A 15,241-nucleotide genomic window follows, 5' to 3' on the forward strand; every position below is an offset into this window, starting at 1 on the left:
ACGTTCGCACCCAAGTTCAACACACCCTTTTCAGGAGTCTGCCAAATGTCCACCGTTGCCGTAACCGATGCCACCTTTGACGCCGAAGTCAAAAACTCTGATGTCCCTGTTGTCGTAGATTTCTGGGCCGAGTGGTGTGGCCCTTGCAAACAAATTGGACCCGCGTTGGAAGAGTTAGCAGCCGAAATGGGTGGCAAGATTAAAATTGCAAAGGTTGACGTTGACAGTAACCCGAACTCGGCCGCCGCCATGGGCGTTCGCGGTATCCCAGCGTTGTTCATTTTCAAAGATGGCGAAGTCATCTCAAACCGCGCTGGCGCCGCACCAAAGGCCGCGCTGCAAAGCTGGATCGAAGACAGTATCTAAGTCCGATTTACCGGAAATTCGATCAGGGCTCGCCTTTGCGGGCCCTTTTTCTTGCACTATTTCTTGCACCTTGGCCCAACCCCTTCCATATAAGTTGGCAACATGACGGAGGCCCCATGAGCAACGAATTCCCAGGCTGGCACGGCACAACGATTATCGGCGTCAAAAAAGGTGGTGAAGTTGTCATCGCAGGTGACGGGCAGGTCAGCCTTGGCCAGACCGTGATCAAAGGCACCGCCCGCAAGGTCCGCCGTCTGAAACCGGGTGGATATGACGTGGTGGCCGGGTTTGCCGGATCAACCGCTGACGCCTTTACTTTGTTGGAACGGCTTGAGGCCAAATTGGAAGCCACTCCAGGTCAGTTGCAACGCGCCAGTGTTGAGCTGGCCAAGGACTGGCGCACGGATAAGTACCTGCAAAAGCTTGAGGCAATGCTGATCGTCAGCGATGGCAAAGAGCTCTATGTCATCACCGGCGCCGGGGACGTGCTGGAGCCCGAGCACGACGTGACCGCGATTGGATCAGGCGGCAACTTTGCCCTTGCCGCCGCACGCGGCATGATGGACAGCGACAAGTCGGCCGAAGAAGTGGCCCGCGCCGCCATGGCCATTGCCGCTGACATTTGCGTTTACACGAATGGCAATCTGACCGTCGAAACGATCAAGGGTTAACCTGATACCCTCTCACGAGATCAGTTTTTTAATATCGCCACTGCGCCAGCGCATAAACAGGCCAGTAAGGGCCAGCGTGGCGACAACAAATACAATATAGTAGGGCAGGCGGATATCGATACTCATCAATCCGCCGCCAATCAAAGACATCACACCACCGGCCAAACAGAACACTGCGGTGGTGACACCCATCACCCAACCCTGATCGCTCTCGCTGACGCTCGAGGAAAAAATGCCCAGGATCGTTGGGTAGGCGACCCCAAAGAAAAAGTAGAAGAAGAATACTGGCACGTAGCTCAATACGCCAAAAGGGCTAAAGACAAAGAATAGCGCACAGATAATCATTGTGACCATCGATGCGCACAAAATCTGAAACTTGGTGAACCTTTCTTGTGCCGGCTTCACCAGTACCGTGCTGGAAAACGCAAGCGCGAAACCAATAGTTACCATCGCCATACTGCCGCCAACCACACCGTAGCCGAAGGCGCTTGTCAGATAGTTGTCAACGAAAACATAAAACGTGACATTCGCGATCATGAACAACGAGTAAACAGGCAAAAGCTTTAAAACGAGCGGATGATTTTTCACCGCAAAAAGGCTATCAGTGATATCCCGAAGTCGGAACACAAATGGTTCACGCTCCGTCCGGCTATCTTTGTAGTAAACCATCACCAAAAAGATCGCGATCGAGACCAAAACGAATGCGCCGAAAAACGGTGTTTTCAATGTTGCGGCACCGCCTAGTAACGCCTTGTCGGACAGGATAGCCCCTATAATTGGCCCGCCCACCAAGCCAAAACTGACGCCGGTGATAATATATCCCATATTTCGATCACGATCTGCGTCATCGCTACTTCCGTCAATCATGGCTGCTTGCGCGATTGGCTGATTTCCTGCTGTGAAACCTGTGATGCACCGGCCCAAAATTAACAGCGCCAAGCTCTCAAGATACAGCGACAAAATCGTTATAGCATAACCGATCAACGCACCTGTCAAGCAAACCAGCAAAGCGTTTTTTCGCCCGATGGAATCTGAAACCTTGGACACATACACAACGCCCAGAAACCAGCTGAGGAAGAACGATCCGATCACCAAACCATAGTAGAAGTGACGCATTCCTGTTGGTGTGGACTTTGACAGAAGGCTGGAATCACTCGACATAATCAGAGTGTTGATAATTGGAAAAACAAGGCCCTGACCTAGAAGGTCTACAAATACGACAAACAGAAGCGTAATCTTCGTAATATTGGTCATTTTAATACCTTGTTTTCAGAACAGTTTTTTAACCCTAACAAAACAATCCAATTTCTCCAAAAGAAAGGGCCGCAAGCCTGAGCTTGCGACCCTTAGTATGCTTCCGTGAGTGGAGAATTCAGTGTGCGGCATCCAATTTGGCGACACCTAGCGGCACGCTGAATTTACGGCACCAAATGTAAACCTCATTGTACTTCGAAACATCAACATCGGCAGGCAAAGCATAGCTTTGCTTACCCTTCAGCTTTTTAAGCTTGCCCAGATCTGTTTTCGGATCGTATTTGCCATCTTTACCCAGACCCACACGCGGATCCGGTGCGCCATCCAGGCTGAAGTCCTTGAACAGGACAACTTCGTTTTTCGCCAATTCGGCCTTGCCCGTCGTGATGTGATTATTGCGGCCTGAAAATTCGCCAATGCGGCCGTGCCCACCTGCAAAAGCTGGGGTAAGCCCTGTCGCAATTGCTGTTGCACCGACCGACGCCGTGTATTTCAAAAATGTTCTGCGATTGGTCATGGTCATTCCTCCCGATCCGAATGCGAAACACATAACGCACCCAGCACAAAGTGGAACGGCTCTCGCCCTTTCGTGATAAAATGCGAGAAATTCGTGTACAGGCTTGCGTTTTCCGTGATCGCGTATACCTACGCTGCAGACCGACACCGCAAAGGATAACTGCCTTGACTGACCTGACACCACGCGAAATCGTATCCGAGCTGGACCGTTTCATCATTGGTCAGAAAGACGCCAAACGCGCCACCGCCGTGGCCCTGCGCAATCGCTGGCGTCGCAAGCAGTTGCCAGATGACATTCGCGAGGAGGTTTATCCGAAGAACATCCTGATGATCGGACCCACCGGTGTTGGCAAAACCGAGATCAGCCGCCGTCTGGCCAAGCTGGCGCGTGCGCCATTTATCAAGGTTGAGGCCACCAAGTTTACCGAAGTTGGTTATGTCGGCCGGGATGTCGAGCAAATCATTCGTGATTTGGTCGACAGTGCCATAATCCAGACCCGCGAATTGATGCGCGATGACGTTAAGGCTAACGCCCATTCAGCTGCAGAGGAACGGGTGATTTCCGCCATCGCCGGGGAAGATGCCCGAGAAGGGACACGCGACATGTTCCGCAAGAAACTGAAATCAGGTGAGCTGGACAATACCGAAATTGAACTGGAACTAGCCGATCACTCCAACCCGATGGGCATGATGGACATCCCCGGTCAGCCCGGCAGTCAAATGGGCATGATGAATCTGGGTGATATCTTCGGCAAGGCCTTTGGTGGCCGCACCGTGAAACGCAAGATGACCGTGGCCGAAAGCTATGAAGTTCTGATTGGTGAAGAGGCGGACAAATTGTTGGATGATGAAACCGTCAACCGCACCGCCATGGAGGCGGTTGAGCAGAATGGCATCGTGTTTTTGGACGAGATCGACAAGGTCTGCACCCGGCAAGAGGCCCGCGGTGGGGATGTTTCGCGAGAAGGGGTTCAGCGCGACCTACTGCCGCTGATCGAAGGCACAACCGTTTCCACCAAACACGGCCCGGTAAAAACCGACCACATCCTGTTCATCGCCTCGGGCGCGTTTCACATTGCAAAACCCTCGGACTTACTGCCCGAACTTCAGGGTCGTTTGCCCATCCGTGTAGAGCTGCGCGCCCTGACTGAAGAAGACTTTGTGCGTATCCTGACCGAAACCGACAATGCGCTGACCCGCCAGTATTCTGCTCTGATGGGCACGGAAGAGGTTGAAGTTGAATTCACTGACGATGGAATCGCATCTTTGGCGCATATCGCGGCTGAGGTGAACCAATCCGTCGAAAACATCGGCGCGCGGCGGCTTTATACCGTGATGGAACGGGTGTTCGAGGAGCTGTCGTTTACCGCGCCGGACCGGTCGGGCGACAAGATCACCGTCGATGCCGGGTTTGTCGAAGCCAACCTGGGTGAGTTGATGAAATCCACAGACCTCAGCCGCTACGTTCTCTAAAAGATCGATTTTTCTTTCCTTTCCGCCATTTCCGGGCAAAAGGAAAGAATGGCTGTTTTCGATTTCATCCGCGAAAATCTGCGCTGGTTGTCTGCCGGGATGTTGCTGACTTTCGTCAGCAGCTTTGGCCAGACATTTTTCATCTCTATTTTTGCCGGGGAAATCCAAGCGGCTTTTGAACTCAGCCACGGACAATGGGGCGGGATCTACTCATTGGGCACGACCGCCTCGGCCATCCTGATGATCTGGGCCGGGGGACTAACTGACATTTTTCGCGTCCGTATATTGGGACCGATCATTCTTGTCCTACTAGCCTTGGCCTGCCTATCGATGGCGTTTTCAGCGCAATGGTGGATGCTGCCTTTTGTCATTTTTGCCCTTCGGTTTACCGGGCAGGGTATGAGCAGCCATATCGCCGTGGTCGCCATGGGCCGTTGGTTTGTCGCCACACGCGGTACAGCGCTTTCGATTGCAACACTCGGTTTTGCCATTGGCGAAGCCGTGCTTCCGATAATCTTTGTCGCGCTAATGACGCTGTATGATTGGCGGATTTTGTGGGGCGTCGCAGCCTGCATCGCCATCTTGGGCATTCCGGTTCTGATGAGATTGTTGGCACAAGAGCGCACACCGCAAAGCGTGGCACAGGCCAGCCAATCCTTTGGCATGGAAAACCGCCACTGGACCCGCAATCAGGTACTGACCCATCGGCTTTTTTGGTTCATGGTGCCTGCACTATTGGGGCCGTCGGCCTTTGTGACGGCGTTCTTCTTTCATCAGGTTCATTTTGCCGCTGTCAAAGGCATTGAACACATTCAGTTTGTGAAGATGTTCCCATTTTACACGCTGACTGGAATTTGCGCGATGATCATATCAGGCCGTGCCTTGGACATTCTAGGCACGGCACGTTTGATCCCGTTTTTTCAGCTTCCTATGGCGCTGTCGTTTGTTTTGTTTGCTTGGGCAGACAGCACCGCGATGATGTATATCGCATTTTTCTTCTTTGCCCTGACCGTCGGGGCCAACACCACGCTTCCCAATGCCTTTTGGGCCGAATTTTACGGCACAGCGCACCTTGGATCGATCAAAGCAATGGCGGCCGCTGTTATGGTACTGGGGTCAGCCATTGGGCCGGGGGTCACCGGGCTTGGCTTGGACTATGGCGTAAACATCAACCTGCAGTTCTTGTTCATCGCAGTATTCTTTGTGCTTGCAACCCTGTCGATGTGGTTTGGAATCTCCACCTCAAAGCGGGCGTTACCGATTCCGGCGTAAGTAAACGTAATAAGCCCCGCCGCCGCCGTGTTTGAGATGCGCTTCGCTGACTTGCAAAATCATCTGGTTCAACGGCGGCGTTGACAGCCATTGCGGCACAGCATGACGCAACACACCGTAACGCACCGGGATCGGGCCCCCATCATCGCGATCTTTGCCTTTTCCGGTGATCACCAGAACAAGACGTTTCCCATCTGCCTGCGCGCGCAAAATGAATGAGGTCAGCATTGGATGTGCCTGCGCGAGTGTTTTGCCATGCAGGTCAATTTTGCCTTCGGGTTTGAGTTTGCCCCGTTTCAGGCGCCCGAAAGCCTTGGCATCCATCCCCAATGGTGCCTTAGCCAACTGCTCACGTATGCCAGGCAGGATGTCATGCGCTTTAGGTTTTTCCGCTGGTTTTTGCCCCATCGAAAATGGCTGTGGTTGAAAGGTCTTGGGTTTGGGTTTTCGCTCCAGAGCCTCAGGCGAAAACGGCTCTTCCTTGCGCTCTGGATGAAACCGTTCGGTGGTTTGTTTCACCCGATTCCAAAGCTCAATATCCTCGGCGGACAAGCGGCGCTTGCTCATTGCAGCGCTCCCGGCAACATCGCATAGGCGCGCTGGATCGGCAGCAAAACAACCATCCGGCCGGGATCACGCAATTGGCCAGCAGCACGGCCCGCCTTGTCTCCAGTGCCAAAGAAAATATCCGCCCGTTGCGGTCCCTTAATGGCGGACCCTGTATCTTGTGCCACCATCAAACGGCGGATCGGGTTTTTACCATCTTTTTCAACCCAAACCGGCGCTCCTAGCGGAACAAATTTCGGATCGACCGCGACAGTTCTACCTGTTGTCACAGATCTGTTCATCGCGCCGTATGGACCTTTATCCGCAGGGATTTTGTTGAGCGTTCGAAAAAACACATAGGTTGGATTGTGATAAAGCAGTTCCTGCCCTTCGACCGGATTCCGGTGCACCCAGTTTTTGATCACCTGAGCCGAAACCTGATGCACTTCGTAGATACCGCGCCGCACCAGCTCGGTTCCGATAGATTGATAATTATGACCGTTCGAGCCGCCATAGCCAACACGGATCGTTCGGCCATCTGGCAAGCGAATGCGACCCGATCCCTGAATCTGGAGAAAGAACAGCTCAACTGAATCGTCGACCCAAGCAATTTCAAGCCCTCGCCCCTTCATCACCGGGCCAGTTTCAATCTCACGCCGTGTGAGCCACAGGCTCTCATAGGGAATTTCAGGGGGTTTGCGATACACCGGGTATTTATAAATTCCACCGGGTGACAGCGCGCCGTTCAGCTCGGGTTCGAAGTATCCGGTGAATAGCGCGTCGATCCCATCCCCGATCACTACAGGTTTGAAAAACAGTTCAAAGAATTGTTTGGCGTCCGGTTTTTGCTGTGCAACCGCACAGATAGAACGCCAGTCCGGGTCTTTGAGATCCATGCAGGTCATCAAAAAGGCATTTAGCGCCTTTTCATGATCATCCTCTTCCCAGGATTCCAGATCACCAAATGACAGGACTTTAAGATCAATATCATCCTCTGCCACGGCTGCCGTGGCTGTCAGCCACAAGCTGAAAACCGCAGCGAGCCGGAAGATCATTCGCTAGTCGCGACAAGCCGCCAATTTGGATCATCCGAGCCCATCACTCGCTGGAACGTCCACAAATCTTTTTGGCGCTTGGATTGGCCCGGCTTGCCTTCAATCGCGTTACCGTAGCTATCGCGTACAACCGAGATCAGTTCACCAATAAAGCGAACCGACACTTCTGCAGTTTTGCTATTTGAATCAAAACTCGCATCTGCCAGCGTTGTTTCACGAACACCTACGAACTCCGCCTCGATGGTCAGGCCTTGATCTTCACGAGATTTGATCACCTGTTCAAAGGCTTCACGCACATCGTCCGACAGGAACGATGAAATTTCATCGATCTTCCCACGCTCAAAGGCCATCAGGATCATTTCATAGGCACCTTTGGCACCTTGCAGGAAATCAGCCACCCCAAAGTCTTGTTCAGTCCGCTTCATTTCAGCTAACGAACCGGCAGCCTCGGAGTCTTCTGCAACATGATCGGTGATGTCACGATCCGGCCCGTCATTGCTGATCACTTCGAAATCACGACGTGTTTGTGTCTCAGACGGCTGCTGCGACCGCGGCGGGCCTTCGAACCCATCACGGGTGCCCAGCACGTTTTTCAGACGCAAAATCAAAAACACTGCAATACCAGCCAAGACCAGCAACTGAATAATGGGCGAGTTCATGAGTACCTCTTTTTGTCTCAGGCATGGTAAGATGTACCACTAGACCTTATCTAGGTGAGAGTGGCGGGCAAGTCTAGAAGTCCGCCGGGAAATTCAGAGGACAAAGTCATGTGGCTGTTTATCGCGTTCCTTGCGGTACCGTTGATTGAAATTGCATTGTTTATTCAAGTCGGTGGCCTGATTGGGCTATGGCCAACCTTGGCGGTTGTCATTCTCACCGCAATCTTGGGCACTTGGCTGGTCCGATCACAAGGCCGCTCCGCGATGAATGATCTACGTGGATCGTTTTCTCAGCTCGATGATCCCTCGGAACCATTGGCCCATGGCGCAATGATCTTATTTTCCGGCGCTTTGTTGCTTACTCCCGGTTTTTTCACTGATGCCGTTGGTTTTGCTCTTTTGGCACCACCAATCCGTAAAGCCATCATCGCCTACGCCAAGACCCGAATTAATGTTCAACATATTCAGATGGGCCCAAACCCTCGTGGCCAACACCATAATCAGCCCAATTCTGACGTCATCGATGGTGACTTTTTTGAGGTAAATTCAGACAACACTGTAGAACCAGGTGACTCGGGCTGGACAAAGCATTGAGGCCCCAATCACATCCTGATATGCACTCCCCAACTTATTTTTCCAAGGAGACGCCCGAATGGCTGAACAAGAAAACGGCGCTGCAGACGCCGCTGCGCAAACCCAACCCCAAGTTAAACTGAATGTCCTAACGCAATTCATCCGCGACATGTCATTCGAAAACATTCTCGCGCAACGCGGTGTTGGCGGTGAGGTTCAGCCGGATGTACAAGTAGCCGTTAATCTGGATGCGAAAAAACGCTCCGCCGAAAACCAATATGAAGTTGCCACCAAGGTGAACATCACCTCAAAAAACAAAGAGTCCGAAGAGCCGCTGTTTTTGTTGGAAATGGAATATGTTGGCGTCTTCCACATCGAAGGTGTTCCAGAGGACCAACTGCACCCCTTTTTGCTGATCGAATGCCCACGCATGACATTCCCATTCCTGCGCCGTATCGTCAGTGATGTGACCCGCGACGGTGGCTTCCCTCCACTGAATCTGGAGACCATCGATTTCATGCAGCTTTACAGAAATGAAATCGCCCGTCGCAAAGCCGAAAACGCGACACAAAAAGCCGACGCTTAATTATACGTCTTCCATAGCGCACCATCGCCGATTTGCTCAACAAAGGCCTGGTGCGCTTTTTTTTCTTGATCAGACAAGCGCGATGGCAAAGCCTTACCACGTGGCTGAGGCCGCCAATCCGACTGATCTTGTTGTGCAGAGTTGGCGGTGGTTTGCCTAGTGACATTCAAAGCAAAATCCGGCTGACGGCCGCCAATTAGCTCCAGATACACTTCGGCCAAGATTTCAGAGTCGAGCAAAGCACCGTGCAATGTCCGCGACGAGTTATCGATCCCAAAACGACGGCAAAGCGCATCCAATGAAGCTGGCGATCCGGGGAATTTTTTGCGTGCGATTTCGAGCGTATCGATTGCCTGCTCCCACGGTAGCTCTGGCAGATTGACCCATTTCAGCTCTGCATTGAGGAACTTCATATCAAAAGCTGCGTTGTGAATAACCAGCTTTGCATCTTGCACGAAGTCCACAAATTTTTGCGCGACTTTCGAAAACACCGGTTTGTCTCGCAGAAAGTCATCCCCCAACCCGTGCACCTCGAACGCTTCGTTTGGCATTGAGCGTTCAGGATTGATATATTCGTGAAACGTGACGCCTGTCGGCATGTGGTTATAGAGCTCCACCGCACCAATTTCGACAATCCGATCACCTGAAAAGGGATCAAAACCCGTTGTCTCGGTATCCAGTACGATTTCACGCATTGCTCAATTTGCCCCGTATGTCGCTGACAATCTGCTGTACCTGCATTTTGGCATGCTCCAGCGTTGTCGTTTCAACAATATAGTCTGCGCGTTTGCGTTTTTCAGCATCCGGCATTTGTTTACCAAGAATAATCTGAAAGTGCGCTTCTGTCATTCCGGGTCGAGCCAGCACGCGCTGTTTTTGCACATCAGCAGGAGCTGTGACGCAGACCACCGCATCGAATTCATTCTGGCTATTGGTTTCAAACAGTAATGGAACATCAAAAATCACGATATCACGGTCTGACACTTCGATAAATTCCAACCGATCCGCGCGTACCAACGGATGAACAATCTCTTCGATTTGCTTCAGCGCTGTTTCATCAGATGAAATGATCTGCTTCAGTTTTGCACGAGAGACAGCATTGTCTTCAATCGCTTCTGGGAAAACCTTCCGTATTCCCTCAACCGCCAGCCCGCCTGTTGAATATAACCGATGAACCGCAGCGTCGGCATCCCAGGTATCGCACCCTTCGTCCGCGAATAATTGGGCTGTGGTTGATTTGCCCATGCCGATAGATCCGGTCAGGCCCAGACGGAACGTCATGCCAGGGCTGCCTGACGGGTTGCCTCATCCACAGCGGGTCGCGTACCAAACCACCGCTCAAACCCTGGCACAGCTTGATGCAGCAACATTCCCAATCCATCGACTGTTATGCACCCAGCCTCTTCCGCCTTTGCCAAAAGCTCCGTTTTCAGGGGAGCATAAACAATATCTGTTACGAGCGTAGAGGTCTGCAAGCCTTTCAACGACAACGTCAAAGGGGCTTTGCCTGTCATTCCCAATGCCGTGGTGTTCACCAATGTTGCGGCATCTGAAACAGTGGTATCTGCGGTATCCCACGCAACGGATTTGAGGCGCGGTCCAAATTCCTGACAAAGTGTTTCCGCACGCTCTGCAGTCCGGTTTGACAACAAAATTTCAGGCACACCAGCATCCAACAAAGCAACAATAATGGCCCGAGCAGCACCACCAGCTCCAAGAACGAGAGCCGGACCTGCGCTTGGATTCCACTTTGGCGCTGACTGGCGAAGATTTTGCACAAATCCGTAGCCATCCGTATTATCGGCATGGATTTTACCATCGCCGCCAAACACAAGCGTATTGGCAGCGCCAATCTTTGCCGCGTGATCCGAGACAACATCGGCAATTTCCAACGCCTGCTCTTTATGCGGGATCGTCACATTCGCGCCAACATATCCAAGCTTGGGCATAGTCCGCAGTGCATCGCTTAGATCTTCAGGTTTAACGTGAAGCGGAACATAGTGGCCCTTCAATCCAAGGGTTTTTAACCAATGCCCATGTATCTGAGGAGATTTTGAGTGAGCAATCGGACAGCCGATCACACCTGCCAGTGGAATTTTGCTCTCTTTCATATGTCCAGATCTCCGCGATCAATCAGATAGGTCATGATCTCCAATAGAGGTAAACCCAGGACATGGAAATAATCACCTTCGATTTGCGCGAACAATCGACTACCTTCTTCCTCGAGCTTGTAGCCCCCCACACAATACTGCGCGCTTTTCCAATTTCGCTCGACGTATTGGTCAATATATCGATCAGAAAGAGTGCGCATGGTGAGTTTTACAGAGCCAACATGACGCCATTTCGGTTCCGTATTTTCATAGATCACGACCGCCGACAAAAGCTCATGAGGCTTTCCTCTCAGCACCTTCAACTGCTCTTTCATTTCGTTTTTGTTGTCTGGTTTGGAAAATAGTTGATTTTCAAAACAGAGCACCTGATCACATCCCAAGACCAATGAGCCGGGATACTTCGAACTGATCTTCCGGGCTTTATGTTCCGCCAAAGCATCGGCAATGTCGCGTGGCGTTGCACCGTCGCTCAACAGCGATCTCTTTATTGTAGCTTCATCAACGCGGGCAAGGATCACATCGAATGCGATGCCCGCATTTTTCAGCAGTGATTGCCGTATCTGCGATGAAGACGCCAGAATTATACTTGGGGACATGTGGATACCTGTTGAATAATTTCTGGATCAGTATTGATAAATTTATCGGTTTTCCAACGGCAAGCGGATTTCATGGAAAACTTGATAAGCTGTTAAAATGTTCAGCCAGTTTTTACGTGTGTGGAAAAGGATATTTTAGGGCTTATAGTAAGACAGCGGAAGTGGAATTCGACGATGCTTATCCCCGGATTCTCTGCAGTAAGATAAAATTTAATATTTTGGAAAATATACATTATTTTCATTTACCCTTCGATTCCTCCCTCAAGTTATCAACACGTTTCTCATTTGTGGATAATAGTTCTTAAAACATTTGATCCACAGAAATTTCTTACCCTACAAAAATCATCAACTCTTTCTCTTTTAATATTTTATTATATGTGTCGTGAACCAAACTCAGGGATAACCCATGATCGACTTTCTCAGCATTGCTTATCCTTGGATCAAGTCCCTTCACATTATGTCAGTGATCGCCTGGATGGCTGGCCTGTTCTATTTGCCCAGACTGTTTGTTTATCATGTAGAAAAATCAGAGGCTGGTGATGTGCAGGACCAAATATTTCAAGAAATGGAATACAAGCTTTTGCGCGTGATTATGAATCCAGCCATGATTTCAACCTGGGTTTTTGGATTAGCTATGGTGTTCACGCCGGGAATTGTCGATTGGTCAGCCGTGTGGCCTTTTACAAAAATGGCGGCAGTTCTGTCGATGACATGGTATCACCACTGGTTGGCGAAACGTCGGAAAGACTTCATTAATGGTCAGAATACCGTCACGGGTCGTCAGTATCGAATGATGAATGAGCTCCCGACTATTCTGATGGTAGTTATTGTTCTGTCTGTCGTGGTCCGGTTCTAGGAGGAATTGACTCCAGTGCTGTGGCACCTTAAATAGCCTCTTAAACCCGTCCGGGTTGGTATTTCTCCGAAACACACATCGAATTGCTGCTCATGCGGTGAATTCCATAGGTATATCTCATATGTGCAGTCAGCGCCTGAACCTTTCTGAACTCAAGGCACAAAGTGCTAAAACCCTTCTGGCTATGGCGGAAGAGTTGGAAATCGAAAACGCTTCAACTATGCGCAAGGGCGAGATGATGTTCTCGATCCTAAAAGAACGAGCTGACGAAGGTTGGACTGTTTTTGGAGATGGTGTTCTTGAAGTTCTGCAGGACGGATTTGGATTTCTGCGCTCGCCAGAAGCAAACTATTTGCCTGGACCGGATGATATTTACGTCTCTCCTGAGATGATCCGTAAATATTCTCTGCGAACAGGTGACACCATCGAAGGTGAAATCAAGCAACCAGACGATAATGAACGGTATTTTGCAATTACATCGGTCAGTCAAATCAATTTTGAAGAGCCTGAAAAAGCCCGCCATAAGATTGCTTTTGATAACCTGACGCCGCTTTATCCTGATGAACGCCTGAAGATGGAGATCGAAGATCCTACCATCAAGGATAAATCGGCCCGTGTGATCGATCTTGTCTCTCCAATAGGTAAAGGTCAGCGGTCCTTGATTGTTGCGCCTCCACGGACCGGTAAAACGGTTATCCTGCAAAATATCGCTGCTAGCATCGAAAAGAACCACCCTGAGTGCTATCTCATCGTTCTGCTGATTGACGAGCGCCCGGAAGAGGTGACCGACATGCAGCGCAGTGTGAAGGGTGAGGTGATCAGCTCGACCTTTGACGAACCGGCCACGCGTCACGTTGCCGTATCTGAAATGGTGATCGAAAAAGCAAAACGTCTTGTCGAACATAAACGAGATGTTGTTATTCTTCTCGACTCTATCACAAGACTTGGTAGGGCGTTCAACACGGTGGTTCCATCCTCGGGTAAGGTTCTGACCGGTGGTGTGGATGCCAACGCGCTTCAGCGCCCAAAACGTTTCTTTGGTGCAGCCCGAAATATCGAAGAGGGTGGATCATTGACCATCATTTCGACCGCTCTGATCGATACAGGCAGCAGAATGGACGAAGTTATCTTTGAAGAATTCAAAGGCACAGGTAACAGCGAGATTGTTCTGGATCGCAAGATTGCCGATAAGCGTGTCTTCCCAGCGATTGATATTCTAAAGTCCGGTACCCGGAAAGAAGATCTGTTGGTTGATAAGATTGATCTGCAGAAAACCTTTGTTCTGCGCCGGATCCTCAACCCAATGGGGACAACCGATGCGATCGAGTTCCTTCTGTCCAAACTGAAGCAGACCAAATCAAACACGGAATTCTTCGATTCGATGAACACCTAATCAGGCTTTGAAAGGGTGAAACATGGAAACCGTATTCGCCCTCTCATCGGCTGAGGGTAAAGCAGGCGTTGCTATTGTCAGGGTATCAGGGCCAAGGGCCTTTGATGCGGCACAGGCATTGTGCGGTGATTTACCAAAGGTACGCAAGGCATCTGTCAGGGTTTTGACAGATCCTGATGGTGTGCTTCTGGATGAAGCACTTTTGATATTGTTTGATAAAAATCAAAGCTTTACTGGAGATCAGACCGTAGAATTCCACCTTCATGGTAGCCCTGCAATCGTGACCTCTGTTTTAAATGCTTTGTCTTCCATTGAAGGATTATCGCCTGCAAACCCGGGAGATTTTACCCGTCGAGCGTTGGAAAATGGGCGCATTGATCTGTCTCAGGTCGAAGGTTTGGCCGATCTAATTGATTCTGAAACAGAAGCGCAACGCCGTCAGGCCATTCGCATCTTTAAAGGAGAGTTTGCTGAGAAAACAGAGGGCTGGCGGAAGAAGCTTATTCGAGCAGCGGCGTTGATTGAGGCGACGATTGATTTTGCAGATGAAGAGGTTCCAACCGATGTCTCGCCCGAGGTGAATGGTTTGTTGGATCATGTTATGTGTGAGATCCAACAAGAGATTGCAGGGGTCAAATCAGCAGAGAGGATCCGGCTGGGTTTTGAAGTTGCAATTGTTGGCGCGCCGAACGTGGGTAAGTCCACCCTTCTGAATAAGATCGCCGGGCGAGAAGCCGCTATTACTTCGGAGTACGCTGGTACAACCCGGGATGTCATCGAAGTGCGTATGGACCTATATGGCTTGCCTGTAACCTTTCTGGACACTGCTGGATTGAGAGATACCGATGATTTTGTCGAATCCATCGGTATTGATCGAGCGAAAGAGCGGGCCAGGGCTGCGGATCTGTGTGTGTTTCTGCAAGATAAAGAACACCCGCTTGAATTTGAACCATGCGAAGACGATATTGTTTTGACTGCAAAAGCTGATACGCAAGAGAAGGAAGTTAACGCGGTTTCTGGAAAGACGGGGTTCGGTGTTTCAGAGTTGCTGGAGCGTATTTCATCAATTTTGCGTTCCAGGTCTTCCAATGCGGGGCTTGCGACGCGAATAAGACATCAGGAAGCGATGAATAAAGGCCTGGAGTCGCTTAGTGCCGCGCAGTCCTATGTGAGCGGTGGTGAAGATGTCGCCGAGTTTGCAGCAGAAGAGATCCGAGCGGCTGTTCGTTCTCTTGATTCTCTGGTAGGCAGAATTGGTGTTGAGAATCTTCTTGACGAGATCTTCGCAAGCTTTTGCCTGGGCAAGTAAGGAGT

18 protein-coding genes are annotated in these 15,241 nt (G+C 50.7%); 9 read left to right on the plus strand and 9 right to left on the minus strand.

Going from position 1 to position 15,241, the window contains the following annotated elements; all coding sequences use genetic code 11:
- The first annotated feature begins 45 nt into the window (after positions 1-45).
- Both trxA and hslV read left to right on the plus strand, forming a co-directional pair.
- Positions 46-366: a thioredoxin gene (gene trxA, locus ROA7450_RS09460; RefSeq protein WP_085805465.1), complete on the plus strand. Its 321-nt coding sequence runs from the start codon at positions 46-48 to the stop codon at positions 364-366.
- 116 nt (positions 367-482) lie between these two features.
- On the plus strand, positions 483-1,037 hold the full coding sequence (gene hslV, locus ROA7450_RS09465) for an ATP-dependent protease subunit HslV (protein ID WP_085805466.1): 555 nt from the start codon (positions 483-485) through the stop codon (positions 1,035-1,037).
- 12 nt (positions 1,038-1,049) lie between these two features.
- Here hslV and ROA7450_RS09470 read toward each other — a convergent pair whose 3' ends face one another.
- Positions 1,050-2,291, minus strand: a complete 1,242-nt coding sequence (locus ROA7450_RS09470; protein WP_085805467.1) for an MFS transporter — start codon at positions 2,289-2,291, stop codon at positions 1,050-1,052.
- 118 nt (positions 2,292-2,409) lie between these two features.
- The gene (locus ROA7450_RS09475) at positions 2,410-2,808 is read right to left on the minus strand and encodes a DM13 domain-containing protein (protein ID WP_085805468.1); all 399 of its coding nucleotides are present in this window, start codon (positions 2,806-2,808) and stop codon (positions 2,410-2,412) included.
- Positions 2,809-2,972: 164 nt separating this feature from the next.
- Between ROA7450_RS09475 and hslU the strand changes: the two genes are divergently transcribed.
- Together hslU and ROA7450_RS09485 are read left to right on the plus strand one after the other, a co-directional pair.
- Positions 2,973-4,280, plus strand: coding sequence for an ATP-dependent protease ATPase subunit HslU (hslU, locus tag ROA7450_RS09480; RefSeq protein ID WP_085805469.1), 1,308 nt, complete (start codon positions 2,973-2,975; stop codon positions 4,278-4,280).
- 48 nt (positions 4,281-4,328) lie between these two features.
- Positions 4,329-5,552, plus strand: a complete 1,224-nt coding sequence (locus ROA7450_RS09485; RefSeq protein WP_085805470.1) for an MFS transporter — start codon at positions 4,329-4,331, stop codon at positions 5,550-5,552.
- On the opposite strand, the gene ROA7450_RS09490 is transcribed toward ROA7450_RS09485, so the two are convergent.
- The 3 genes from ROA7450_RS09490 to ROA7450_RS09500 are packed head-to-tail and all read right to left on the minus strand — an operon-like array spanning position 5,535 to position 7,812.
- Complete coding sequence (locus ROA7450_RS09490) at positions 5,535-6,119, minus strand: Smr/MutS family protein (protein ID WP_085805471.1); 585 nt, start codon at positions 6,117-6,119, stop codon at positions 5,535-5,537. The genes ROA7450_RS09485 and ROA7450_RS09490 overlap by 18 nt on opposite strands.
- Positions 6,116-7,153 carry a murein transglycosylase A gene (gene mltA, locus ROA7450_RS09495; protein ID WP_085805472.1) on the minus strand — a complete coding sequence of 346 codons (1,038 nt, stop codon included), beginning with the start codon at positions 7,151-7,153 and terminating at the stop codon, positions 6,116-6,118. Before mltA ends, ROA7450_RS09490 begins: the two co-directional genes overlap by 4 nt.
- Positions 7,150-7,812, minus strand: a complete 663-nt coding sequence (locus tag ROA7450_RS09500) for a Tim44/TimA family putative adaptor protein (protein WP_085805473.1) — start codon at positions 7,810-7,812, stop codon at positions 7,150-7,152. Before ROA7450_RS09500 ends, mltA begins: the two co-directional genes overlap by 4 nt.
- 108 nt (positions 7,813-7,920) lie before the next feature.
- On the opposite strand from ROA7450_RS09500, the gene ROA7450_RS09505 reads away from it, so the two are divergent.
- A complete protein-coding gene (locus ROA7450_RS09505) occupies positions 7,921-8,406 on the plus strand; it encodes an FxsA family protein (RefSeq protein ID WP_085805474.1) in 486 nt (161 codons plus the stop codon).
- A gap of 58 nt (positions 8,407-8,464) precedes the next feature.
- Positions 8,465-8,971, plus strand: a complete 507-nt coding sequence (secB, locus tag ROA7450_RS09510) for a protein-export chaperone SecB (RefSeq protein WP_085805475.1) — start codon at positions 8,465-8,467, stop codon at positions 8,969-8,971.
- On the opposite strand, the gene dnaQ is transcribed toward secB, so the two are convergent.
- The 4 genes from dnaQ to ROA7450_RS09530 are packed head-to-tail and all read right to left on the minus strand — an operon-like array spanning position 8,968 to position 11,678.
- Positions 8,968-9,666, minus strand: a complete 699-nt coding sequence (gene dnaQ / locus ROA7450_RS09515) for a DNA polymerase III subunit epsilon (RefSeq protein WP_085805476.1) — start codon at positions 9,664-9,666, stop codon at positions 8,968-8,970. The two genes, secB and dnaQ, sit on opposite strands and share 4 nt — an antisense overlap.
- The gene (gene coaE / locus ROA7450_RS09520) at positions 9,659-10,252 is read right to left on the minus strand and encodes a dephospho-CoA kinase (protein ID WP_085805477.1); all 594 of its coding nucleotides are present in this window, start codon (positions 10,250-10,252) and stop codon (positions 9,659-9,661) included. The genes dnaQ and coaE overlap by 8 nt, the downstream gene beginning before the upstream one ends.
- Positions 10,249-11,082, minus strand: coding sequence for a shikimate dehydrogenase (locus tag ROA7450_RS09525; RefSeq protein ID WP_085805478.1), 834 nt, complete (start codon positions 11,080-11,082; stop codon positions 10,249-10,251). The genes coaE and ROA7450_RS09525 overlap by 4 nt, the downstream gene beginning before the upstream one ends.
- Positions 11,079-11,678, minus strand: coding sequence for a Maf family protein (locus ROA7450_RS09530; protein WP_085805479.1), 600 nt, complete (start codon positions 11,676-11,678; stop codon positions 11,079-11,081). Before ROA7450_RS09530 ends, ROA7450_RS09525 begins: the two co-directional genes overlap by 4 nt.
- A gap of 406 nt (positions 11,679-12,084) precedes the next feature.
- Here ROA7450_RS09530 and hemJ point away from each other — a divergent pair, with 406 nt between their 5' ends.
- From hemJ to mnmE, 3 genes are all read left to right on the plus strand, one after another.
- Positions 12,085-12,534 carry a protoporphyrinogen oxidase HemJ gene (gene hemJ, locus ROA7450_RS09535; protein WP_085805480.1) on the plus strand — a complete coding sequence of 150 codons (450 nt, stop codon included), beginning with the start codon at positions 12,085-12,087 and terminating at the stop codon, positions 12,532-12,534.
- Between the two features lie 121 nt (positions 12,535-12,655).
- Entirely contained in the window at positions 12,656-13,927 is a 1,272-nt protein-coding gene (gene rho / locus ROA7450_RS09540; protein WP_085805481.1) for a transcription termination factor Rho, read from the plus strand.
- A gap of 22 nt (positions 13,928-13,949) precedes the next feature.
- Positions 13,950-15,236: a tRNA uridine-5-carboxymethylaminomethyl(34) synthesis GTPase MnmE gene (gene mnmE, locus ROA7450_RS09545; RefSeq protein ID WP_085805482.1), complete on the plus strand. Its 1,287-nt coding sequence runs from the start codon at positions 13,950-13,952 to the stop codon at positions 15,234-15,236.
- Positions 15,237-15,241: the final 5 nt, after the last annotated feature.

Source organism: Roseovarius albus, from assembly GCF_900172335.1.
GTDB lineage: Bacteria > Pseudomonadota > Alphaproteobacteria > Rhodobacterales > Rhodobacteraceae > Roseovarius > Roseovarius albus.

Coding starts and splice junctions, on each gene's coding strand:
- mnmE (WP_085805482.1), top strand. CDS start 13,950: ATGGAAACCGTATTCGCCCTCTCATCGGCTGAGGGTAAAGCAGGCGTT.
- ROA7450_RS09525 (WP_085805478.1), bottom strand. CDS start 11,082: ATGAAAGAGAGCAAAATTCCACTGGCAGGTGTGATCGGCTGTCCGATT.
- hslV (WP_085805466.1), top strand. CDS start 483: ATGAGCAACGAATTCCCAGGCTGGCACGGCACAACGATTATCGGCGTC.
- trxA (WP_085805465.1), top strand. CDS start 46: ATGTCCACCGTTGCCGTAACCGATGCCACCTTTGACGCCGAAGTCAAA.
- ROA7450_RS09505 (WP_085805474.1), top strand. CDS start 7,921: ATGTGGCTGTTTATCGCGTTCCTTGCGGTACCGTTGATTGAAATTGCA.
- dnaQ (WP_085805476.1), bottom strand. CDS start 9,666: ATGCGTGAAATCGTACTGGATACCGAGACAACGGGTTTTGATCCCTTT.
- secB (WP_085805475.1), top strand. CDS start 8,465: ATGGCTGAACAAGAAAACGGCGCTGCAGACGCCGCTGCGCAAACCCAA.
- hemJ (WP_085805480.1), top strand. CDS start 12,085: ATGATCGACTTTCTCAGCATTGCTTATCCTTGGATCAAGTCCCTTCAC.
- ROA7450_RS09500 (WP_085805473.1), bottom strand. CDS start 7,812: ATGAACTCGCCCATTATTCAGTTGCTGGTCTTGGCTGGTATTGCAGTG.
- mltA (WP_085805472.1), bottom strand. CDS start 7,153: ATGATCTTCCGGCTCGCTGCGGTTTTCAGCTTGTGGCTGACAGCCACG.
- ROA7450_RS09490 (WP_085805471.1), bottom strand. CDS start 6,119: ATGAGCAAGCGCCGCTTGTCCGCCGAGGATATTGAGCTTTGGAATCGG.
- rho (WP_085805481.1), top strand. CDS start 12,656: ATGTGCAGTCAGCGCCTGAACCTTTCTGAACTCAAGGCACAAAGTGCT.
- ROA7450_RS09530 (WP_085805479.1), bottom strand. CDS start 11,678: ATGTCCCCAAGTATAATTCTGGCGTCTTCATCGCAGATACGGCAATCA.
- ROA7450_RS09485 (WP_085805470.1), top strand. CDS start 4,329: ATGGCTGTTTTCGATTTCATCCGCGAAAATCTGCGCTGGTTGTCTGCC.
- ROA7450_RS09470 (WP_085805467.1), bottom strand. CDS start 2,291: ATGACCAATATTACGAAGATTACGCTTCTGTTTGTCGTATTTGTAGAC.
- ROA7450_RS09475 (WP_085805468.1), bottom strand. CDS start 2,808: ATGACCAATCGCAGAACATTTTTGAAATACACGGCGTCGGTCGGTGCA.
- coaE (WP_085805477.1), bottom strand. CDS start 10,252: ATGACGTTCCGTCTGGGCCTGACCGGATCTATCGGCATGGGCAAATCA.